This window comes from Clostridium nigeriense (assembly GCF_050585265.1).
GTDB lineage: Bacteria > Bacillota > Clostridia > Clostridiales > Clostridiaceae > Clostridium > Clostridium nigeriense_B.
Genome location: NZ_JBNOOE010000001.1, coordinates 19,856 through 44,860, shown reverse-complemented (window position 1 = coordinate 44,860; position 25,005 = coordinate 19,856). Strand labels below are relative to the sequence as shown.

General features: G+C 28.7%; 13 protein-coding genes. All 13 read left to right on the top strand.

Annotated elements, in window-relative coordinates:
* The first annotated feature begins 3 nt into the window (after positions 1–3).
* A complete protein-coding gene (locus ACQPVP_RS00085; protein ID WP_430846036.1) occupies positions 4–1,215 on the top strand; it encodes a response regulator transcription factor in 1,212 nt (403 codons plus the stop codon).
* A complete protein-coding gene (locus ACQPVP_RS00080) occupies positions 1,205–3,091 on the top strand; it encodes a substrate-binding domain-containing protein (RefSeq protein WP_430846034.1) in 1,887 nt (628 codons plus the stop codon). Before ACQPVP_RS00085 ends, ACQPVP_RS00080 begins: the two co-directional genes overlap by 11 nt.
* 210 nt (positions 3,092–3,301) lie before the next feature.
* Positions 3,302–9,562 (top strand): immunoglobulin-like domain-containing protein, encoded by a 6,261-nt coding sequence (locus ACQPVP_RS00075; protein WP_430846032.1) that lies wholly within the window; start codon positions 3,302–3,304, stop codon positions 9,560–9,562.
* 414 nt (positions 9,563–9,976) lie between these two features.
* The gene (locus ACQPVP_RS00070; protein ID WP_430846030.1) at positions 9,977–10,963 is read left to right on the top strand and encodes an ABC transporter substrate-binding protein; all 987 of its coding nucleotides are present in this window, start codon (positions 9,977–9,979) and stop codon (positions 10,961–10,963) included.
* 94 nt (positions 10,964–11,057) lie between these two features.
* On the top strand, positions 11,058–12,572 hold the full coding sequence (locus ACQPVP_RS00065) for a sugar ABC transporter ATP-binding protein (protein ID WP_430846028.1): 1,515 nt from the start codon (positions 11,058–11,060) through the stop codon (positions 12,570–12,572).
* Position 12,573: 1 nt separating this feature from the next.
* Complete coding sequence (locus ACQPVP_RS00060) at positions 12,574–13,659, top strand: ABC transporter permease (RefSeq protein WP_430846026.1); 1,086 nt, start codon at positions 12,574–12,576, stop codon at positions 13,657–13,659.
* Entirely contained in the window at positions 13,616–14,605 is a 990-nt protein-coding gene (gene yjfF, locus ACQPVP_RS00055; protein ID WP_430846024.1) for a galactofuranose ABC transporter, permease protein YjfF, read from the top strand. Before ACQPVP_RS00060 ends, yjfF begins: the two co-directional genes overlap by 44 nt.
* A gap of 324 nt (positions 14,606–14,929) precedes the next feature.
* Positions 14,930–16,240 carry an ABC transporter substrate-binding protein gene (locus ACQPVP_RS00050; RefSeq protein ID WP_430846022.1) on the top strand — a complete coding sequence of 437 codons (1,311 nt, stop codon included), beginning with the start codon at positions 14,930–14,932 and terminating at the stop codon, positions 16,238–16,240.
* Between the two features lie 228 nt (positions 16,241–16,468).
* A complete protein-coding gene (locus ACQPVP_RS00045; protein WP_430846020.1) occupies positions 16,469–17,365 on the top strand; it encodes a carbohydrate ABC transporter permease in 897 nt (298 codons plus the stop codon).
* Positions 17,358–18,203 (top strand): carbohydrate ABC transporter permease, encoded by an 846-nt coding sequence (locus ACQPVP_RS00040; protein WP_430846018.1) that lies wholly within the window; start codon positions 17,358–17,360, stop codon positions 18,201–18,203. Before ACQPVP_RS00045 ends, ACQPVP_RS00040 begins: the two co-directional genes overlap by 8 nt.
* A 71-nt stretch (positions 18,204–18,274) precedes the next feature.
* Complete coding sequence (locus ACQPVP_RS00035) at positions 18,275–21,334, top strand: glycoside hydrolase family 2 TIM barrel-domain containing protein (protein WP_430846016.1); 3,060 nt, start codon at positions 18,275–18,277, stop codon at positions 21,332–21,334.
* A gap of 69 nt (positions 21,335–21,403) precedes the next feature.
* Complete coding sequence (locus tag ACQPVP_RS00030) at positions 21,404–22,942, top strand: response regulator transcription factor (RefSeq protein WP_430846014.1); 1,539 nt, start codon at positions 21,404–21,406, stop codon at positions 22,940–22,942.
* Positions 22,942–24,693, top strand: a complete 1,752-nt coding sequence (locus ACQPVP_RS00025; protein ID WP_430846012.1) for a sensor histidine kinase — start codon at positions 22,942–22,944, stop codon at positions 24,691–24,693. Before ACQPVP_RS00030 ends, ACQPVP_RS00025 begins: the two co-directional genes overlap by 1 nt.
* Positions 24,694–25,005 lie beyond the last annotated feature (312 nt).

Below are 25,005 nucleotides of genomic sequence, written 5' to 3'. Positions count from 1 at the left end.
TCTTTGATTAAAGTTTTGATTGCTGATGATGAGCCCAGAATAAGAAGAGGAATTAAAAGTATAATAAACTTTGAAGAAGAGGGATTTGAATTAGTTGGTGAAGCAGAAGATGGAGAGGAAGCATTAAGTTTAGCGAAAGAAAAAAATCCAGATATATTATTATTAGATATTTGTATGCCTTTTTTAAATGGTATTCAATTAATAGAAGAGTTAAATGGAGTTTTATATAATCCAGTTGTAATAATAATATCAGGACATGATGAATTTAATTATGCACAAGCTGCTCTAAGACTTAAAGTTTTTGATTATATTTTAAAACCTATAGATAGAGATAATTTTAAAACTTTGCTTTTTAAGGCGAAGGAAGAGGTTATTTTTAGGAGAAAAGAAAGTGAAAGAGAAAACTTCAAAAATATGATTCTTGAAAATAATATTTCTTATTTAAAGGATGATTTTTTTAAGTCTTGGGTAAGTGGAAAAATAGAGTGTGATGAATTAAAAATAAAAATGAAGAATTTTAATATAGATTATTCTAATAATATGGGACTTGTATTAATAAAAATATTAGAAAAAAATTTTGTTGGTATTGTTAATAAAAATGAAAGAGAATTAATTTCATATGGGATTGTTAATCTTTCAAAGGATTTTATGAATAGTTTTAATAATCTATATGTATTTCAATATTCATCCTCTAGAGTAGTGCTATTATGTGAGGTAGAATCTATAAGGTTATGGAAAGATACTTTGTTAAATTTAGAAGAGAAAATAAGTAGTTTATTTAGTATTGATATTATAATTGAAAATTCTTTATTAAGTAAGGACCCTGTGGAGATTAAAGATGTCTTTAGTAAATTAAAAAGTAATGTTTTAGAAAAAAGCAAGAAAACACCTATAGTTTTAGAGGTTGAGAAATATATAAAAAAGAATTATGGAGATGAAAACTTATCTATTGAGAAGCTATCTAACAGACTTGGAATTAGTCAGACTTACTTAACACGTTTATTAAAGAAGGAGCTTGGAATGAATTTTATTGATTACTTAACCTATATTAGGATTCAAAATTCCATAGAGCTTATGAAGGAGTCTTCTATTAAAATATATGAAATTGCTAGTTTAGTAGGATATAGTACTCAGCATTATTTTAGTAATGTATTTAAAAAGCATATGGGGATGTCTCCAAATGATTATAGGATGTGCATGAATAATGAAGATTAAGTATGAGGATTCTATTTATTTTATTGCTATTGTTTTACTTGCAGTTTTCTCTATATTTACAATAGGAGTTATTGGTTGTAGCAAAGTAATTATAAATGATGAAGAAGAGGAAAAGACATTTATAATAGGTGTTTCTCAATCTCAATTAATGGAACCTCTGCAAATTAAAATAAATGAAGAGATAAAAAAAGAAGCTAACAATTATAATAATATTCAAGTTATATATTTAGATGCAGTAGGAAGTGCTAGTAAGCAAATTGATGATATTGATAAGCTTATGAATTTTGATATAGATTTATTAATTATTTCTCCAGCAAATTCTAAGAGTGTTACTAAAAAGGTTTCAGAAGTTTATAAAAATATACCAGTAATAGTTTTAGATAGGGGCGTAGAGGGATATGATTATACATTATATATAGGGCCAGATAATAGTACATTAGGAAAACAAGTAGGTGATTATGCTATAGATTTATTAGGTAAAGATGGTGGAAATGTAGTTGAGATAAAGGGAAACTTGGATTCTAATGCAACTATTGAAAGAAGTAATGGTTTTAGGAGTAAGATTAATCAAAGTAATAATATAAATATAGTCAGTGATATAAGCATAAATTGGAATCGTGATGAAGCAGAAGATAAAATGAAAGAGATTTTTGAGAATAATGATAATATTGATTTAGTTTTTGCTCATAATGATGCAATGGCATTAGGAGCATTTAATGCATATAAAAATTCTAATTATAAGAAGAATGTAAAGTTTATTGGTATTGATGGATTAACAGGAGAAATGGGAGGATTAAATTTAGTTGAAAATGGGATTTTTAATTCAACCTTTACTTGTCCAACAGGGGGAAAAGAAGCAATTCAATATGCAGTCGATATTTTGAATAAAGAAAAGGGAATTCCTAAAAAAGTTATATTAAGAAGTAGTTTAATTACCAAAGATAATATTAATGAGTACACATTACAAAAAGAAATAAATAAAGAAAAGGATAAAATAACTTTAGGATTTTGTAATGTTGGAGATGAAGGCGGTTGGAGAGAAGCTAATGAGAAATCAATAAAAAATTCAGCTAATGATTTTGGAATCGATTTAATATATGCTGAAGCAGATTTAAATTATGAAAAGCAAATAGATATACTAAATAGATTTATAGATTTAGATGTAGATATAATTTCATTTTCTCCTGTTAAGGAAGATGGATTTGAGGAAGTGTTAAAACGAGCAAAAAAAGCTAATATACCAGTTATCTTAGCGGATAGAACTATAAATATAGAAGATAAAACCCTGTATAATACTTTTCTAGGATCAGATTTTAGAGAAGAAGGAAGGCGAGCAGCCAGATGGTGTATTGATAATTTAGGAAATAGTGTAAAGGTTTTTGAAATTCAAGGGATTTTAGGTTCAACACCAACTACTGAAAGAAAAAAAGGCTTTGAAGAAGTTATAGCATCCTCTAATAATGATATAAAAATAGTTCAGTCTGATAGTGGGGATTATAACTTTGAAGGTGGAAAAAAGGTAATGTGGAATTTTCTTAATGAAAGCTATAAAAAATATAGTGATTCACAAATATTAGTTTTTTCTCATAATGATGACATGGCGCTTGGAGCAATAGAAGCAATTGAGGAGTATGGACTTAAACCAGGTGTAGATATAAAAATAGTATCAATAGATGCTATAAAACAAGGAATTTTAGCAATGAAAGAAGGAAAAATAAACTGTATTATAGAATGTAACCCACTCATTGGTCCAGAAATAATGAAAATTTCAAAAGATATATTAAGTGGAAAAGATACAACAAGCATGATAATTACAGACGAGAAGATATTCGAAGAACAAGATTTTGATAGAGAATGGCTAAATAGAACATATTAGAATTATTACCTTAAGTTTTGAAGTGCTTCTATTAATTTTGCGATGACTTGGAGCGAATGCGACGGAATAAGCAAAATTATATAGAAGTACTTTTTTATTTTGTGCAGAAAATCGAAAATCAGTTAGTTTTTTTATAAATACTTACATGGTAAAAAATGTTAATATATATCTGATATTTATAAAAATTTGAAAGGGGAGATGTAAATGCTAATGAATAAGTTAAAGCGCTGTATATCAACTTTATTGATGCTAGTATTTTTACTTTCTATGTGTTTCGAAAACGTTGTATACTCTTTGAACTTAGAATCTGAGGTAGGCTTAAATGATTTACTTTTATATTATGAGTTTAATGAAACATCAGCTACTTCTGGGACAATAATTAAGGATTCTTCTGGAAATGGAAATGATGGGGTGTTAAAGGGAAGTGGTGCAGAAATTAGTGATGGTGTATTAACATTACCAGGGGGAAATGCTAATAGTAATGCAGCTTATGTTGAAATGCCAAAAGGACTTTTGGATGGTAAAGATACTTTAACTATTTCAGTGTGGTTAAAAAATGAAACGGGTGCAGGAAATTATAGCGCTATGTTTTTTGGAACTACAGAAAGTTTACCAACTCAATACTGGCTTTTGAATCCATCAGCGCCTAATGGATGTTTCAAATCTGTATTTACTAATTCCATGAATGTAAGCCAACCATGGTCAACGGAAAGAGGAATTTCATCAGGACAAAAAACTGATAATACCTGGGCATTATTTACAACAGTAATAACGCCAAAAACTGATAGTAATAATGGTGAATTAAAGGCATATTACAATGGAAAATATATAGGAGGAGATGTTTTAACTAGAAATGTAAGTGATTTTGGTAAGAATTTAGTAGCTTATATAGGAAGATCATCTTATTCAGATATTTTCTATAAAGGTAAGGTGAAGGAAGTAAAAGTGTATAATAAAGAACTTTCAGATGAGGAAATAAAAGAAGATTATTTTAATTTAGCAAGTGAAGAGTCTATAAATAATGCATTATTAGAAGATAGTAATGCTTTAAATATAGAAAATAGCAACATTATTGAAGACATATCCTTACCACAAAAGGGAAGTATACATTATTCTAAAATAACATGGACTTCTTCTAATGAAGAGTATATTTCAAATAGTGGTGTTGTTAATAGACCAGAAGATAGTGATAAGGAAGTATCTTTAAATGCAACATTGACATTGGGTGGAAAGAGTATTGATAAAACTTTTAACTTAACAGTTTTAGCAAGCAATGTTCAAAATGACTTAAATGAAGTAGTGAGAAATTTTAATTTAAATGTAGGTTATGTAGATAAAGATTTTATATTACCTAATACGGCGGGAAAGGACTCTAAAGTAAAATGGACTAGTTCCAATGAAGACTATATAACTAATGAGGGAAAGGTAACAAGACCTAAAGTAGGAGAAGGAAATAAAGAAATAACTTTAAAGGCTGAAATTGAATTGAATGGTATAAAGGCTACAAAGGAATTTTTAGTAACAGTTATAGAAGAATATTATGGATATCTAATGAGCTATACAAAATCAGATAATGGTGTTTTAGATAATAGCTTACACTTAGGATATAGCAGTGATGGAAGCAATTTTACAGCATTGAATTCTAATAGTGGAATTTTATTTGCTAAAAATACATCTACTACTAAAAATGATAATAAAAATGGACTTAAATCTCCATTCATATTTAGAAAAAATAATGGAACATATGGAATAATTGCAACAAATAATGATAGCTCTTCATACGTTTATATTTATGAATCTAAGGATTTAATTAATTTTTATAATGAGACTAAGATAACTTTAAATAAAAGTAATATAAAAGTATTAGCTCCCCAATGTTATTATGATAATTCTACTGGAGATTATATTATAAATTGGACGGATGGTAATAATAAGTATAAAAATACAACTAAAGACTTTATAAACATAAGCCAACCTATTGAAGAAGAGTATGAAGTTTTAGGAAAAAATGATAATGTAGTTTTACCTGATAAGGCTATAAATGGAAGTATAATTGAAGTTACAAAGGAGGAGTATTTTAAGGTAGTTAATAAACTAGGGGTTATATCCAACACAGGAATAGAAGATGTTAATATAAATATTTCAAATAATGAAGAGCTTAACTTACCAGAATTAGTAACTGGAAATTATAGTGATGGATCTACTGCATCACTTTCTGTTGAATGGAGTCAGGAAGATATAGATAAAATTGATTTTAGTAAACCAGGAGTCTATACAGTAAGTGGCTCTGTTAGTAGAAAAGAATATGAAAATCCATTTATTGAAGAAAAGGCAGATCCATGGATTACAAAAGGTAGTGATGGATATTATTATTTTACAGCATCTTATCCTATGTATGGATCAGGTGATAAAAATGGATACAGCAAGGTTACTTTAAGAAGATCAGAAACAATAGAAGGACTTATGGAGGCAGATGAAATTACAATTTGGGATAGTAAGAATTCTAGTAAAATATTTAGATATATATGGGCTCCAGAAATTCATGAAATAAATGGAGTTTGGTATGTTTATTTTACAGGTAGCACAAGTTCTAGTAATGTTTGGGGAATTAAACCTCATGTGCTTCAATGCACAGGTGATAACCCAATGGATTCAAGTTCTTGGGTAGAAAAAGGAGTATTCCAAACAACTGAAGGTGATAGTTTCTCCTTTAAAGATTTCTCATTAGATATGACTTACTTTGAGAATAATGGTGAGCATTATGTTATATGGGCTCAAAAAGGAGTAGCATCAGATTTATATATGGCAACTATTAATCCAGATGAGCCTTGGAAGCTAACTTCTAAGCCTATGTTATTAACCACTCCTGAATATGCTTGGGAGAGAATATATGAGAATGTAAATGAAGGGGCAGCTGTAATTAAGAGAAATGGTAAGGTATTTGTTTATTATTCAGCTTCTGCAACTGGTGTTGAGTATTGTATGGGAGTTTTATCTGCAGATGAAAATTCAGATTTAATGGATCAAGAGTCTTGGAGTAAAAATCCATATCCTGTTTTAACATCTGATGATGTTCCAGGAGAATATGGACCAGGGCATAACTCATTTACTATTGATGAAAATGGAAATGATGTTTTTGTTTATCATGCAAGATCTGAAGAGTGTTATGAAGATAAATGTGATTATGCAAGTGAATCACCTTTATATGATCCATGTAGACATGCAAGAGTTAGAAATGTTCACTGGGCAGCTGATGGAACGCCAATATTAAAAATGACAAGTGAGCAAGCAGTTTCTTCAGAAAATAAAAATATAGAAGCAACAATTACAGTTGAGGGAGTTGTTGAAGAAAGTAGTAATATACTTCATTATGATATGACTATTGAAAATGGAACATTAGTAGATAAGTCAGGTAATAAAAATGGTAGTATAAAAAATTTAAAGGACGAAGATATAAAAGATGGTAGATTAGTATTTAATAATGATAGTGATCCTTTATATGTTGAGATACCAGATGGAACAGTAAATGGATTAAAAGATATTACAATTTCAGCTATAGTAAATTGGAAGGGTGGAGTCAATGCATCTTGGTTATATACCTTAGGAAGTGATAGTGGTAAGTATTTATTCGTGACTCCATCTAATAATTCATCTAAGCTTCAATCGGGTTTTGCATATGGAAGTAATTTAAATGGTTGGCAGACTGAAAAGGCAGCATATCACACAACAAAATTAGCATCTAATGAATGGTCAATGGTTACGATTACTTTTGATTCAGATAATAACACATTATCTCTATATCTAAATGGAAAGTTAGTAGGAGAAAATAAAAATATTAGTTATAAATTAGCAGATATATTAAAAAGTGGAAGTGTTAATGGATATATAGGAAAATCTTTTTATTCTGCTGATCCTTATTTTACTGGAGAGTTAGCTGATTTTAAAATATTTAATAAAGCTTTAAATTCAGATGAAATTACTGAATTAAATAAGGAAAGTGATGATTTAATATTAGATCTTTCGGCAAGTTCTGTGGAGTATGAAACTATATTAAATGGAAATAAGGACAAGGATAATATAGTAAGTGATTTAAATCTTCCAACTTCAATAGGAGCTGTAAGTATAGAATGGGAAAGCTCTGATGAAAGTGTTATATCAAAGGAAGGTAAGGTAATAGCTTCTACAGAAAATAAAGAAGTAGTACTAAAAGCTAAATTTAAATATGCTAATAAATCTATTGAAAAAACTTTTAATTTTACAGTGTTAAGAGAAATGACTTCATTAGAAAAGTTAAACTATGATAAAGATTTATTAACAATTAACAATATTGATGATGTTAGAGGAAATTTAACTTTAATAAATAATGGATACTATGGATCTAATATAACATGGACATCATCTGATGAAGCTATAATTACTTCAAAGGATAATGGGGATATTAAGGCAGGAGTTGTTACTAGACAAGAAGATGATGTGGAAGTTAAGCTAGTTGCAACATTGACCTTAGATAATGAAATAGTAACAAAGGAATTTGCAGCTAAAGTAAAGGCAAAAGTAAAGAATCTTGATTATAAAGGATATATATTTACCTATTTTATAGGAGAAAACTTTGCAAATGGTGAACAAATTTATTTAGGAGCAAGTAAGGATGGACTAAATTGGGAAGAGTTAAATGATAATAAGCCAATTTTAACCTCTGACTTAGGGGAAAAGGGGGTAAGAGATCCATTTATAATTAGATCACCAGAAGGAGATAAGTTCTATTTAATTGCTACAGATTTAAAAATCTATAATGGAAATGGATGGGGAGCAGCGCAAAGTAGTGGAAGTCAAAGCATTATGGTATGGGAATCTACTGATTTAGTTAATTGGTCTAATCAAAGAATGGTAGAGGTAGCAATTGATACAGCTGGATGCACTTGGGCACCGGAGGCAGTGTATGATAAAACAACTGGAGAGTATGTAGTATTCTGGGCATCAAAAGATAATGATAGACCTGATTCAAATGGAAATTATCATCATAGAATCTACTACGCAAAGACTAGAGATTTTTATACCTTTACTGAACCAGAGCTTTATTATTCAATAGAGCTAGATAATAATTCAGCAACAGATGTAATTGATACAACTATTATTGAAGATAATGGAACCTATTATAGATTTACTAAAAATGAAGTAACAAAGAAGGTATTTTTAGAAAAGAGTGATGCTATATTTGGAACATGGACTAAGGTAGATTCAAATGTCACAGGCTTTGGTGGTGTTGAAGGACCAACTATTTTTAAATTTAATGATAGAGATGAATGGTGTCTATTATTAGATGAATATGGTGGAATAAAGTATTATCCGTCAGTAACTGATAATTTAGAGGGGGGACAATTTGTAAAGTTAGATACATCAGAGTATTCATTACCAAAGGGTGCTTCACCATACGGGCCAAGACATGGAACAGTGATATCAGTTACTCAAGAGGAATATGACAATATAATGAAAGCTTATGGAGATGGTAGTTATGTTGCTAAGTATAATTTAGAAATAGCAGTTTCAGAAGCAAGAAAGATAACTGATGAGAACTTAGAAAATGTAATACCAAGTGTTGCTATAGAGTTTAGAGAAGTATTAGAAAATGCAGAAAGTATATTAGCTGATGAAGCATCAACTCAGGAGCAAGTTGATATAGTTACAGATAATTTAAAAACAATAATGATAAAATTACTTTCATCCCTTAAGGGAGATAAGAGTGATTTAATTGAATTAGCAAATAAAGTAGAAGTTTTAGAAGGGGATAAGTATTTCTTAGAAGGCTGGAATAAGCTTCAAAGTGAATTAGAAAATGCAAAGATTGTTATAAATGATGAGAATGCATTAGAAGAAGATGTTAATAAGGCTTATACATCTTTATTAGAAGCATATTTAAATTTAAAGCCAAGACCGAATAAAGAATCCTTAATTAATTTAATAAATAGTGCAAAGGATATAGATTCTTCAAAATATACAAAGGAAAGCTTGGAAGTACTTAAAAGTGCTTTAGTACTTGCTGAAGAAGTGTTAAATAATGAAGAAGCTACAGAAGAAGAGGTTCATAACGCTGAGGATATTTTAAATGAAGCTATTAGTAATTTAAAAGAAGATGACTCTAATAATCCTGGAAATGGCGATGATGATAATGGAAACAATAATAACGGCAATAACAATGGAAATAACGGTAATGGAAATAATAATGGCAACAGTGGAAACAACAGTGGCGGAAACAATAATGGAAACAGTAATGGAGATAACAACGGAAACAATAGTGGCAATGGTAATAATGATGGTAATAACAATAATAGTAATAATGGTTCAAATAATAATAAAAACAACAGGCTACCAAGTACAGGAGGAAGAAATACTTCATTAATTTTCTTAGGTGCAGTATTAGTAATTGGAGTAGGAGTTTTATTTATAAAGAAAGAAAAAATAAAAAAAGAATAAGATAAATAAAAATTGAAATTAAAAAGATTGATTTCTTAATTAAGTGATCAATCTTTTTTACTCTTTATGAAATTATAAAAATGTTACCCTATGAATAACTTTTTATAATTTCCTTCCTTCAGCTCTGAAGTATTAAAATATCATAGCAAGGTGAATTGAAGGTTACGACATAACAAAAATTCTTAATTCCGAGGAATGAGGAATTATTACCTTCAGTTTTTAGAAGTAAATATGTTATATTAGTTGCTCCGTCGCAAGCTCCAAGTCGCCCTAAAATAACATATTTACTTGTTTTTTATTTTAGTTGTGCAGAATTTTATAAATTATACTTTTTTATTATAAATACAATTTCTGTAAAAAATATTAAAATTTAATTGTAATCGTAATCAAAGAAGTTTATGAGGGGGATTAAAAATGAAATTAAAAAAATTATTAGCGTTAGTATTAGCTGGAGCAATGGCTCTTTCTATTGGATGTTCTAGTGGTGGAAAGCAAGCTGAAGGTGAAGGAGGGGATTCTTCAGGAGATAAGAAAATTGTTGTAGGTTATGCACAATTAGGAGCAGAAAGCGAATGGAGAACTGCATGCACAAACTCAATTAAGGAGGAAGCTGAGAAGAGAGGGATAGAATTGAAATTCTCTGATGCACAGCAAAAACAAGAAAATCAAATTAAAGCAATTCGTTCTTTTATAGCACAAGGAGTAGATGTTATAGGTGTATCTCCAGTTGTCGAATCAGGATGGGAAACTGTATTTAAAGAAGTTAAGGATGCAGGAATTCCACTAGTATTAGTTGATAGAAAAGCTGATGTTTCAGAAGATCTTTATACTAGTTATTTAGGTTCTGACTTCGTAGAAGAAGGAAGAAAGGCAGCAGATGAGCTTGCAAAATTAATAAATTCAAAGGGAAATATAGTTGAACTTCAAGGAACTGTTGGATCTTCAGCAGCTGTTGGAAGACAAGAAGGATTCTTAGAAAGATTAAATGAAAAATATCCTGATATTAAGATTATTAAGTCTCAAACTGGTGATTTTACAAGAGCTAAAGGAAAAGAAGTTATGGAAGCTTTCTTAAAGTCTGATGGTGAAAATATAGATGCTTTATTCTCTCATAATGATGATATGGCAATAGGAGCTATACAAGCTATTGAAGAATATGGTAAGAATCCAGGTCAAGATATAAAGATTGTTTCAGTTGATGCAGTTAAGGGTGCTTTTGAAGCTATGATAGCTGGTAAATTAAATGTTACAGTTGAGTGTAATCCGTTACTAGGACCTCAATTCTTTGATGTTTGTGAAGATATAGTTGCAGGTAAAGATGTTACTAAGTACATTCCATCAGAAGAGGGTGTATTTAGACAAGATACAGCAGCACAAGAGCTTCCAAATAGAAAATATTAATTTAAATTAATTTTCTTTAATTTAATGTGAGCTGTTGCATATAGAAACTTATACTGCAACAGCTTGTATTAAATCTAAAAAAGGAGTTGTAGCAATGAAAGAAAAAGATGTATTACTTAAAATGAAAAATATAAGTATAGAGTTTCCAGGAGTAAAGGCATTAGATAAAGTTAATTTTACTTTAAGAAATGGAGAAATACATGCACTAATGGGTGAAAATGGAGCAGGAAAGTCAACTTTAATTAAGGTATTAACAGGAGTTGAAAAACTAGATAGTGGAGATATTGTTTTTTTAGGAAATAAAATAAATCCAAAATCAACATACGAAGCTCAAGAGCTTGGAATAAGTACAGTATATCAAGAGGTAAACTTATGTAACAACATATCAGTGGCAGAAAATATCTTTATTGGAAGAGAACCTATGAAGTTTGGCAGAATCAATTGGAAGGAAATGAATAGAAGGGCAATTTTAGCTATGAAAAAACTAAATATAGATATTGATGTAACAAAGAGCTTAGATAGTTATTCTGTTGCTATTCAACAAATGGTTGCAATTGCAAGAGCAGTTGATATTGAAGCTAAAATATTAATTTTAGATGAACCAACAGCAAGTTTGGATGAAAAAGAAGTTGAAAAATTGTTTGAAATAATGAGAAATTTAAAATCTCAAGGAATAGGAATAATATTTGTTACTCATTTTTTAGATCAAGTATATGAAATTACAGATACTATTACAGTTTTAAGAAATGGAAAGTTAGTTGGAGAGTATAAAACTAGTGAATTATCTAAGGTTCAATTAGTAGCTAAAATGATTGGAAAAGATTATGGTGAGATAAATTATAATATCAAGCCAGTTGAGGATATAAATACTGAAAATGAAAGAGAAGTTTTATTAGAAGCAATAAATCTAGGAAAAAGAAATTCTATAAATCCATTTGATACAGTTATTTATAAAGGAGAAGTACTTGGGTTAGCGGGGTTATTAGGTTCTGGTAGAACTGAACTTGTTAATTTATTATTTGGAATAGAAAAGGCTGATACAGGAGAAATAGTTATTAATAATAAAAAGAAAAAAATGGACAATCCTTTAGTAGCTATGAAAAATGAAATTGCGTACTGCCCTGAAGATAGAAAAAAAGAGGGAATAATACCTAATCTATCAATAAGAGAAAATATTATGTTAGCTCTTCAAGTAAAGAAAGGTTGGTTTAAATATATTCCAATTAAAGAGCAAGAGAAAATCGCAGAAGAATATATTAAGTTATTAGACATTAAGACTCCATCAGCAGAAAAACTTGTTAAGGAGCTAAGTGGAGGTAATCAACAAAAAGTTATTTTAGCAAGGTGGTTATTAACAAAGCCAAAGCTTTTAATCTTAGATGAGCCTACAAGAGGAATAGATATTGGAACAAAGGCTGAAATTCAAAAATTAGTATTAGATTTAGCAAAACAAGGAATTTCAGTAATATTTATTTCTTCAGAATTAGATGAAATGCTTAGAACTTGCAGTAGATTAGTAGTTTTAAGAGATAAAATTAAAATTAAAGAGCTTATAGGTAAAGACTTAGAAAGTAATATTATTATGAATACTATAGCAGGAGGGAAGTAGGATGAATGCATTAAAAAGTATAAGAAAACATCAGGTATTTTGGCCTCTTGTAGCACTATTTTTAGTTTTATTATTTAATTTATTTTTCACCCCAGGTTTTTTCAAAATAGAAATGAGAGATGGCCATTTATTTGGAAGTTTAATAGATATTATTAATAGAGGAGCTCCATTAATGATTTTATCTATAGGATTAACTCTTGTAATAGCAACAGCTGGAACAGATATTTCCGTTGGATCTGTAATAGCAATTACAGCAGCTGTAGTAGCAAGTTTAATTGGTGGACAGATGACTTTTGTAGATGGGGTTCAAGAATATGTTAGTTTAGTTCCAATGCCTTTAGCAATTATAATTGGGTTAGTATTAGCTTCTCTTCTTGGCTTTTGGAATGGAGTATTGATAGGAAAGATAGGAATACAACCAATTATTGCAACTATGATATTGATGGTTGCAGGTAGAGGAATAGCTCAGCTTATAACAAAGGCTCAAATTATTACAATTTATTATAAGCCATACTTCTTTTTTGGAGGAGGATATTTGTTTGGATTACCATTTTCAGTTTATATAGTGGCGGCTTGCCTTTTAGTTATTATGCTTATTGTTAAGAAAACTGCATTTGGACTTTTTATAGAATCTTCAGGTTCTAACTCTACAGCAAGTAAATATGTTGGAATTAAAGTTGATTGGATTAAAGTTGCTGTTTACACAATATCAGGTTTATGTGCAGGCATTGCAGCAATATTATTAAGTTCTAATATTAAGTGTGCCGATGCAAATAACCTAGGTTTATATATAGAGCTTGATGCAATTTTAGCTGTTGCTATTGGAGGAAATTCTATGTCAGGAGGTAAGTTTTCTATTCCATGTAGTATAGTTGGAGCCTTAATTATCCAAAGTCTAACAACTACAATTTACTCTTTTGGTGTTCCACCTGAAGTAACTTTAGTTGTAAAAGCTTTAGTTGTAATAACTATTTGTTTATTACAATCAGAAGAATTTAGAGCTATCTTTAGGAATTTGTTTGATAAGAAGAGGGGGGCTAATAGTGAAAAACTTACTAGTGGTAAAAAACAAAATATTACAAACTAAATACTTACCTATTTTTGTAACAATAGTTTTATTTTTAGGATTATGTGCATTTGGAACTTTTAAATATACTGGTTTCTTTAGATTACAAACATTTTTAAATCTATTTATTGATAATGCATTTTTGCTTATAACAGCAATTGGGGTTACTTTTGTGCTAATTACAGGAGGGATAGATATATCTGTTGGAGCTGTAATTGCCTTCGTATGTATGCTCTCTGCATATCTTCTTGAAAATAAGGGATGGAATCCTTGGATTGTTATTATACTTATGCTTATAATTGGGTGTATTTTTGGAACTATCATGGGGGTTTTGGTAACAAAATTTAAAATTCAACCATTTATAGCAACTTTAGCAGGAATGTTTTTGGCTAGGGGATTATGCTATCTTGTAAGTATAGATACAATAACTATTAGCAATGAAACTTATGCAAAGATAAGTCAGGCTAGAATTAACATTGGTAATGGTTTTATTTCATGGAGTGTAGTTATAGCTTTAGTAGTTTTGGTATTAGCTATATATATTTTACAGTATACAAAGTTTGGAAGAACAATATATGCTATAGGTGGAAATGAACAATCAGCAAGGCTTATGGGACTACCTGTGGATAGAACAAAAATTTTAGTTTATACATTAAGTGGATTTTGTTCAGCTCTTGCTGGTGTAGTATTTAGTTTTTATATGCTATCAGGATATGGACAACATACAGTTGGATTAGAGATGGATGCAATTGCATCAGCTGTAATAGGTGGAATAATGCTAACAGGTGGAGTTGGTTATGTGTTTGGTACTTTACTTGGAGTATTAACACAAGGAGTTATACAAACAATAATAACTTTTGAAGGAACTTTAAGTTCTTGGTGGACAAAGATTGTTGTAGCTGCACTTTTGTGTTTATTTATAATTTTACAGCGAATATTTATTATCATTAAGGATAAAAAAGCCTAATTTGAACTTTAATTAATTTAAAAATAAATAAAATATATAGAATCCAAAGGAAATTATATTCACCTATGGATTCTTTTTTGTATGAGAAAAAATATCTAAAAATAATCCTAATATCTAAAAAGATTAAAAAATTTATGTAAAATTAAAATTACAATCTAAAAATATTAAAAGTTTTAATCAATAATTTTCTAAATTAATTATAACTTCATATGGTAATATAATTATAGAAGATGTAAAGCATTACAAAAGACTTGTAAATACTAACACTAATAAGTTATTTTGTTGGTAATTTACATTATTATATATTGATATGGAGGGATATAAATGAAAATTAAAAAAATAGCATCAATTTTGGTGGCAGCAGCAATGACTTTTGGACTAGTTGCTTGTGGTGGAAATTCAATGGGTGGAACGGATGATAATAATACTACTAATACTGGAAGTAATAAAATTACTATATGGGCTTGGGATGAATCATTTAATATAGTGGCGGCAAATAAAGCAAAGGAGATATATTTAAAGGATAATCCAGATGCAGAAGTTGAAGTTGTAACCATGGCTCAAGATGATATAGTTGCAAAATTAAATACAAGCTTATCATCAGGATCTTATGAAGGACTTCCTAACATTGTGTTAATTGAAGATTACAAAATACAAGGATATTTAACAGCATATCAAGATGAATTTGCCGATTTATCTTCAGTAGCTACTCCAGATGATTTTGCAGAATATAAAACTGGTGTTAATTATATAGATGGAAAGTTATATGGAATTCCTTTTGACAGTGGAGTTGCAGCAACTTTCTATAGAACAGATTTAATAGAGCAGGCCGGTTATACTCAAGAAGATATGCAAGATTTAACTTGGGAAAAATATATTGAAATCGGAAAAGCAGTTAAAGAAAAAACTGGAGTTGATATGTGTACATTAGATCCAAGTGACTTAGGACAAATAAGAATGATGTTGCAAAGTGCAGGGGAATGGTATACAGATGCAGATGGTAAAGTTTCTATAGCAGATAATCAAGCATTGAAAGATGCAATTAAGATATATAAAGATTTAACAGAGTCAGGAGCTGTAAAGCAAGTTGCAGATTGGGATCAATTCGTTGGTGCATTTAATAATGGTGAAGTTGCATCAGTAGTTACTGGTTGTTGGATTGCACCTTCAATTAAGAAGGCAGAAGATCAAAGTGGAAAATGGGCTGTAGCATCATTCCCTAAGATGAGTGCTAGTAGTGATTCAGTTAACGCATCTTCAATAGGTGGAGGTGGATGGTATGTACTTAAGAATGTTGGAAATACAGATATGGCAGTAGATTTCTTAGGTAAGACCTTTGCATCAAATGTAGATTTAATGAATGACTTAGCAGACTCAATAACTTTAGTTAGTACTTTAAATAAAGCAGCTGAAGCACCGAATTATTCAAAGGCAAATGATTTCTTCGGTGGACAAGAAGTATTTGCTGATCTTGCTAAATGGACAAGTGAAGTACCTTCAGTAAATTATGGTTTACACACTTATGCAATCGAAGATATTATGACAGAAGCTATTCAAACTATCTTAGGTGGAGCAGATATTGATTCAACATTACAAACCTTCCAAACTCAAATTGAATCAGCAGTTGCTCAATAAAAAAGTATTAAAATATTATATCAGTGTTCTGTCGCAAGCTACAAGTCACTCTGCTACGATATTTTAACACTTCAAAGCTGAAGGAAATTAATAATTCCTCATTTCATTTGGAATTATGAAAAGGGATAATGGATAATTTCTTTATAAATTCATAAATAATAAAAATAGCTATTTATTAAAGGAGAAATTAGTAAATGGCTATTTCTTTTCTAAAGGAGGGAAATAAGGTTGAAAGATAGCAGTATAAATATATCATTAAAACGTAAATTAGATAGAAACGCATGGTTATTTATTTTACCAAGTATAATTTTAGTAACAGCCTTTGTATTTTATCCTATGGTACAAGCTTTTATTATATCCTTGAAAAGTGGAATGGGTAATAATTTAAGCTTCACTGGGATAGATAATTATAAAAGATTACTTACAGATTCAACTTTCAAAAAGGCATTATTTAATACAATCCTATATTTAATAATTCAAGTTCCAATTATGATAATTTTAGCTCTTGCTGTTTCTGCATTATTAAATGATAAAAAATTAAAAGCAAGAGGATTTTTTAGAACAGCAATATTCTTACCTTGTGTAACATCTTTAGTTGCTTATTCTATAATTTTTAAAAGTTTGTTTGCTACAGATGGATTTATAAATATGTTTCTAATGCAGATAAATGTAATTTCAGAACCAATAGCATGGATTACACATCCAATTTGGGCTAAAGTTCTAATAATTATAGCTATAACATGGAGATGGACAGGATATAATATGGTATTTTATTTAGCAGGAATGCAAGCAATTGATGATTCGATATATGAAGCAGCGGAAATAGATGGAGCAAGTGCTTTTATGAAGTTTAAAAGCATAACCCTTCCATTATTAAAGCCTATTATTTTATTTACAACTATTAATTCTACAATTGGTACATTACAATTATTTGATGAAACTGTGAATATTACTAATGGGGGACCTGCTAATGCAACTATAACTATTTCACAATATATTTATAATCTATTATTTAAATATTCACCAAACTTCGGATATGCAGCAGCAATATCATATGTAATAGTATTAATAATAGTAGTATTGTCATTTATTCAATTGAAAGCCGGAGGTGATAAAAATGACTAAAAAGTTTAGAATAATAAGTCTTTTAAAATATACTTTTTTAAGTATATTATCATTTGTTTCTATTTTCCCATTTATATGGATGATAATTGCAATTACTAATAAATCTGTAGATGTAACAAGGGGAACTTTAATTCCGGGAACTTATTTTATTCAGAATTTAAAGAATTTATTAGCATCAGATTTAAAATATACTACTGCCTTTAAAAATTCTTTAGTAATTGCAGTTATTACAACTGTATTAGCCATGATAATTTCATCTTTAGCAGGATATGCTTTTGAGGTTTATAAAAGTAAAACTAGAGAAAAAGTATTTAATTTCATATTACTTTCTATGATGGTTCCTTTTGCAGTTTTGATGGTACCTTTATTTAGATTATTTAGTAAATTTAAAAGTATGGGCCCATTAAAAGTCATAGGGTTAAACACTAATGGATCAGTAATAATAATAGCTATTGCTACAGCATTCTTAATATTTTTCTTTAGACAAAATACAAAAAGCTTTCCTAAGGATTTGATAGAAGCAGCTAGAATAGATGGTCTTGGAGAAGTAGGAATTTTCTTTAGGATTTATATGCCAACAATGAAATCAACTTATGCAGCAGCAACAATAGTAACATTTATGGCAAGTTGGAATAGTTATTTATGGCCGCTTATTGCTCTACAATCACCAGAAAAGAGAACATTACCATTGGTTATATCAGCCTTAGGCTCATCTTACACACCAGATTATGGTATAATAATGACAGCAGTTGTTATAGCAACATTACCAACAGCAATAATATTCTTTTTAATGCAAAAGCATTTTGTAGCAGGTATGACAGGATCAGTAAAGGGTTAATAGAAATTAATGATCCCCTGGGATTCTTGAAATGAATTTCAGGGGATTAAGCATTGATAGGAGGTTTAAAAATGGTAATAACAGAAATTAATCCAACTTTAGAATGGTTGGAGGATCCAGAAGTATTTAAGGTAAATAGAATAGATGCTCATTCAGATCATTTATATTATGAAAGTATTGAAGAGATGTCACTAGGATATGATATTCCACTTAGACAAAAATTAAATGGTAAGTGGAAGTTTTCTTATGCTATCAATCCTTACAGAAGAGAAAGGGATTTTTATAAAGAAGATTATGACTGTAGTACTTTTGACTATATAAATGTACCAGGGCATATTCAAATGCAAGGCTATGATAAATGCCAATATATTAACACAATGTATCCTTGGGATGGAGCAGAAGAACTTCGACCTCCATATATATCAAAGGAATACAATCCAGTTGGAAGTTATATAAAGTATTTTAAAATAAAAGATGAACTAAAGGGAAAGAAAACTTTTATATCTTTTCAAGGAGTTGAAACGGCATTTTATGTATGGATTAATGGAAAGTTTGTTGGATATAGTGAAGATACTTTTACTCCATCAGAATTTGAAATAACTAATTATATTAAAGAAGATGAAGAGAATAAATTAGCAGTTGAAGTATATAAAAGAAGTAGTGCAAGCTGGATAGAAGATCAAGATTTTTGGAGATTTTCAGGTATATTTAGAGATGTATATTTATATGCAATACCAGAAATTCATATAAGAGATATATTTATAAAATCATTATTAGATGAAGGTTATAAAAATGGTAAGATAAACATTGATTTAGAATTAATTAAATCGAATGAAAATAAAAATTTTAAAATAAAGTCGTATCTTAAGGATAGGGAAGATAAGTTAGTTTATGACTTTGGAGATATTAGTCCTAAAAAAACAATAATAAATTTAAATACTGTAATTAAAGATGTAAAGTCTTGGAGTGCTGAAAATCCTTATTTATATACATTATATATTGAAATTTTAGATGAAAACAACAAGTTAATTGAGATAGTTCCTCAAAAAATTGGGTTTAGAATCTTTGAATTGAAAAATAATATTATGCATATAAATGGAAAAAGAATAGTTTTTAAAGGTATAAATAGACATGAATTTAGTAGTAAAAGAGGTCGTGCAATAACTGAAGAAGAAATGTTGTGGGATATAAAATTTATGAAACAGCATAATATTAATGCAGTTAGAACGTCTCATTATCCAAATAAAAGTTTATGGTATGACCTTTGTGATGAGTATGGAATTTATTTAATAGATGAAACTAATTTAGAAAGTCATGGTTCATGGCAAAAGATGGGGGCTTGTGATCCAGAATGGAATGTTCCAGGTTCACTACCAGAATGGAGAGATGTAGTAATTGACAGAGCAGAATCCATGCTTCAAAGAGATAAAAATCATCCATCAATTTTAATTTGGTCCTGTGGAAATGAATCTTATGCAGGAGAAAATATCTTGGCTATGACAAAGCACTTTCATAAGAAAGATGATACAAGATTAGTTCATTATGAAGGTGTTTTTTGGAACAGAGAGTTTGATGATGCTAGTGATATGGAAAGTAGAATGTATGCTAAGCCTAAGGATATAGAAGAATATTTAAATAGTAATCCTAAGAAACCATATATTAGTTGTGAATATATGCATGCTATGGGAAACTCTTGTGGAGGAATGAAGCTTTATACAGATCTTGAGGATAAATACCCAATGTATCAAGGAGGATTTATTTGGGATTATATTGATCAAGCTATAGAAATAGATAGAGATGGAGTAAAGACATTAGCCTATGGAGGGGACTTTGATGATAGGGCAACAGATTATTGTTTTTGTACAGATGGAATAGTTTATGCAGATAGAACAATATCTCCAAAGGCTCAAGAAGTTAAATATCTTTATTCTAACGTTAAGATAATCCCAGATAAAAATGGTGTTAATATTAAGAATAATAATTTATTTATAGGGACAAAAGATTATGACTTTATAGCTTATATTGAAAAAGAAGGAAAGAAAATATTTGAGAAAAAATTAGATAATGTAGATATAAAACCAGGAGAAAGCCAATATATAACTATAAATTATCCATTAATTGAAATTTTTGGTGAATATAGCTATAATATATCTATGAGGATAAATAAAGATGAATTATGGGCAGAAAGTGGGTATGAAGTAGCCTTTGGACAATCTGTATATAATGTTATTTCTAATGAATGTAAAGGTTGTAAGAAGGTTTTAGAGGATAATTACTTAAAAATAATTCATGGAGATGTAAATATAGGAGTTGTAGGTAAGAACTTTAAAATGATGTTTTCCATTCAAGAAGGTGGATTAATTTCTCTTTGTTATGATGGTGAAGAATATATTACAAGAGCACCAAGGACATCTTTCTTCAGAGCTACTACAGACAATGATAGAGGAAATGGACATAATTTTAGAACTTCAGATTGGCAAATAGCAGGACAACATCAAAAATTAGTAGATTTTAAATATGAAGAAAAGGATAATGAAATAACTTTAATTTATAAGTTTGAGATGCCAACAAGTATTAAAGCTAGTAATACAGTTAAATATACTGTTACAGAAGATGGCAATATAAAAGTGAATATTCATTATGAAGGGGTAGAGGGGTTAGCAGAGATTCCTTTATATTCAATGGATTTTAAATTCAAAAAAGAATTATGTAATTTTGAATATTATGGTTATGGTTCAGAAGAAAATTATATTGATAGAAATAATGGAGCAAAACTAGGAGTATTTGAAAATACAGCTAAAAATAATTTATCAAGATATTTAATACCTCAAGAATGTGGAAATAGAACAGAAGTTAGATGGCTAAAAATAAAGGGAGAAAATGAAAAAGGGCTTAGATTCAGTTATATTGATAAACCATTTGAAATAAGTGTTTTACCATATAGTGCTTATGAGCTAGAAAATGCAATGCACATATATGAGCTACCACCAATTAATTATACCTGGGTTAGAATAATTGCAAAACAAATGGGAGTAGGTGGAGATGATAGCTGGGGAGCACCTGTCCATGAGGAATTTACAATTGCATCTACAGAAAATATAGATTTAAGCTTCATAATATCTAAGCTATAAAAGGAAAAATACACCCCAGTTGAAGCAAGTTTTGCTCAGCTGGGGTAAAAAATTGGGCGAGGTGGTTTGATGAATAAAAATTATTGTAAGGTTCTAATTGTTGAAGATGAATTTATAATGCGACAAGGCATGAAGCATATGATTGAATGGGAAAAAGAAGGCTTTACAATAGTTGGTGAGGCAACTAATGGTCAAGAGGCCTTAGAACTAATAGAGGTTTTAAAACCTAACATAGTTATTTCTGATATAGTTATGCCTATATTAAATGGCGTTGATTTTTCTAAAATAATTCAAAGAAAATATCCAGAAGTTCAAATTATAATTTTAAGTAGTTATGATAATTTCGAATATGTAAAGGATACACTTCTAAGTGGAGCTGTAGATTATATTTTAAAGCCAACCTTAAGTCCGAATCAGCTTTTAGTTACATTAAATAAGGCAGTTGATAGAATTCCAGGATTAGAAATAGTTAAAGATGAAGATGATTATTATAGTAACATTATTGAAAGATATATTCTTGGTTTTGATGATAGCATAGATAGTAATAGCTTTTTTAATATTTTTCCAAATACATGTTTTAGGTTATTTGGAACTAGCATAAAACAAGCTTCTGTAAAGAATAGAGAAATTTTAAAGGATGTAAAAGGGGTTATTAAGGAGTTTTTTATAAATAATAACTTTATTTTTGTTAAGTTTATAATTAATGAAGATAACTTATTATACTTAATTAATTATAAGATTAGTGAAGATAAGAATATAGTTAGTAAACTTGAAAAATATATGGAAAACAATATTGTTCAAGAGAATATATTTTTTGTTATTACTCCACAGTTTAACAATATAAATAAGGTTAGACAAATGTATAATGAAAAGGTTATACCTTATTTATCTCAAAAGTTTTATTATAAAAATAAAATAGTTCTAGATACGGATACAGTTTTTCTAGAAAGTAAATTAGAAAAGTTTGATTTTTATAAGTACAATTCTTTAATAAAAAGAAAAGACTTTACCTCTGCAATAAATTTAATTAAAACATATATTGATACAGCAATAGAATGTAATATGGATGAATATAAACTGAAAAATTTAGTTAAAAACTTATTATATAACTTAATAGTAAGTTTAGAATCCTATGATATAGAAGCCGAGGGATTGAGACAAAAGTATTTTAAAAAGATAGATAAAATCCAATATTTGCAGGAATTTAAAACTGAAATTAATAATATAATTTTGGAGCTTAAAGAGTTTGTTAATAAGAATATAAATTTAGAAGAGGATAGGATAAATGAAATTCTAGAATATATAGAGGAGCATTATGATAAGGCACTAGAATTAAGTGATATATCTAAGGCGTTTAATTTTAACTATTATTATTTGTCTTATTATTTTAACAATCATTGTAAGGAAGGTTTTTCAGAATACCTAAATAGAATTAGAATAGAAAAGGCTTGTGAGTTATTAAAAGAGAATAAAAGGTATGTATCTGAAATTAGTTCAATGATTGGATATTCAGATCATAGCTATTTTTGTAGAGTTTTTAAAAGAATTACAGGGTATACACCAAGTAGCTACAGAAGATTAATGTGTGGTTCAGGGAGTGGTATATAGTGAAAAGAAAGATTAAGATAAATAGTTTATTCTTTAAAATATTATGTGTAGTAGTTATTGGAGTAATATGTGTTTCACTTTCTGTAGGCTATATTACAATAAATATTTCAAGGGGGATATTTACAGATAACTATAGAGATTCTCAAAAGAAAATATTTGACCAAGTAAATGATGAAATATTTGATTTTCACAGTGAAATAGTTAAGGTAATAGATTCAGTAAATTCTCATAAGGCTTTTAGAATATATTTCGGTGAAACAAATTTATCTACAAAAGAATTATCAAAAAGTATTTTTGAGTTTAAAAAGCAGTTAAAATCAGCATTAGAATCTAATACATATAATATGAGTGTATTAGTAGTTGGTGTAAATGGAAAAACATATTTAAATAGTTCAGAACCTTTAACTATGAATTCACAGGAAATACTAGAATTAGATATAAGTAAAAATTCCCTTGAAAATAATAAGGCAATAACATATCACTATATTGAAAAGGGGATAACCTCTACAACTAAGGATAGTCCTGTAATAGTTATTTCAAAGACTTTGAATTTACAAGATAATAAACCTTATGGAATTATATATTTTATTATTAAGGAGAAAGATTTTGAAAAGTTTTATGATTATTTCACAGTAGAAATAAATGATATAGTTTTGTTAGATGATAATAATTTAGTTTTATCTTCAAACAAGAAAACAAATATTGGACAAACCCAAGAGGACTTTAGGGATAAAATAAATGAGTTAATTGAAAATAAAGAGTTGAGCAAAAGTTATGATGATAATGGAGATACAATATTTATTCAAAGATTACCTTATTGTAATTTAACTATATGTGGAACTTTAGATAATCATAAGGCTTTAGGAAAGATGTATGACATTAAGAGCATTTTTTTTATTTGTACAAGTATAACATTATGTATTTTAGTAGGTATATTTTTTCTAGTTAGACAAATGACAAAGCCTTTATATTTATTGACAGAAAAAATGTCTAATGTAAGAAATGGAAATTTTGATGAATATATAGAAGTTAGTGGAGCCGAAGAAGTAAAAGAATTATCATCCACATATAACTATATGATAGAAGATATAAATTCCTATGTTGATAAATTAGTTGAAGTTCAAAAAGAAAAGAGAAAAGCAGAAATACATGCGCTTCAAATGCAAATAAATCCTCATTATTTATTTAATACTTTATCTAGTATAAAATGGCTTATTTGGCAAGGTAGTAAAGATAAGGCTGTAAATGCAATAGATGCTTTTATTAATATGATTAGAAATACTATTAGTAAAACTGATGAGTTTATATCTATTGAAGAAGAAGTTGAGAATTTAAAAAATTATGTGCTAATTAATAATATAAGATATGGAGATAGAATAAAGGTAGAGTATTTTATAATGCCTGATTGCTATGAATACTTAATTCCTAAACTAATACTGCAACCCTTTATAGAAAATTCTTTCTTTCATGCCTTTCCATCTGAAGAAGAGGGAGAAATCCAGGTATTTATTAAAGAATATGATAAAGATAATATAAAAATTGAAATATATGATAATGGGATAGGAATAGATAAAGAAAAATTGGATGAAGTAAAAGAAAAAAAGGAAAATAAAAATAGACATTTTAGTGGGATAGGTATTAATAATGTTGATAGCAGAATTAAGTTAATTTACGGAAGTAACTATGGAATAGATATAAAGAGTAAATTAAATAAAGGCACTACCATAACTATAGTAATTCCAAAAAGTTAGCAATGTATATTTACTTATTAAGCTTACCACTATTAGGAGCAAATAAGATAATTTATTAACAAATTTATTGAAAAAGTTTTCTTTCTATATTATAATAAAAATGGGAAAAATTATGAGATATATAGAATTTTTAGGATAAAGCGTGTAATCAATTAAATTTGAGCATTAGCTGAAAAGGTATTTTTATGCCTTTTCAGCTTTTTTTTAAATAAAAAGCTACTTTAAGATTAATTGAGAAATTTTTAAGGTTAAATTATTCGCCAAACTAAAGATTCATATAACTTTATAGTAATAATATTAAGGAGGTTAAAT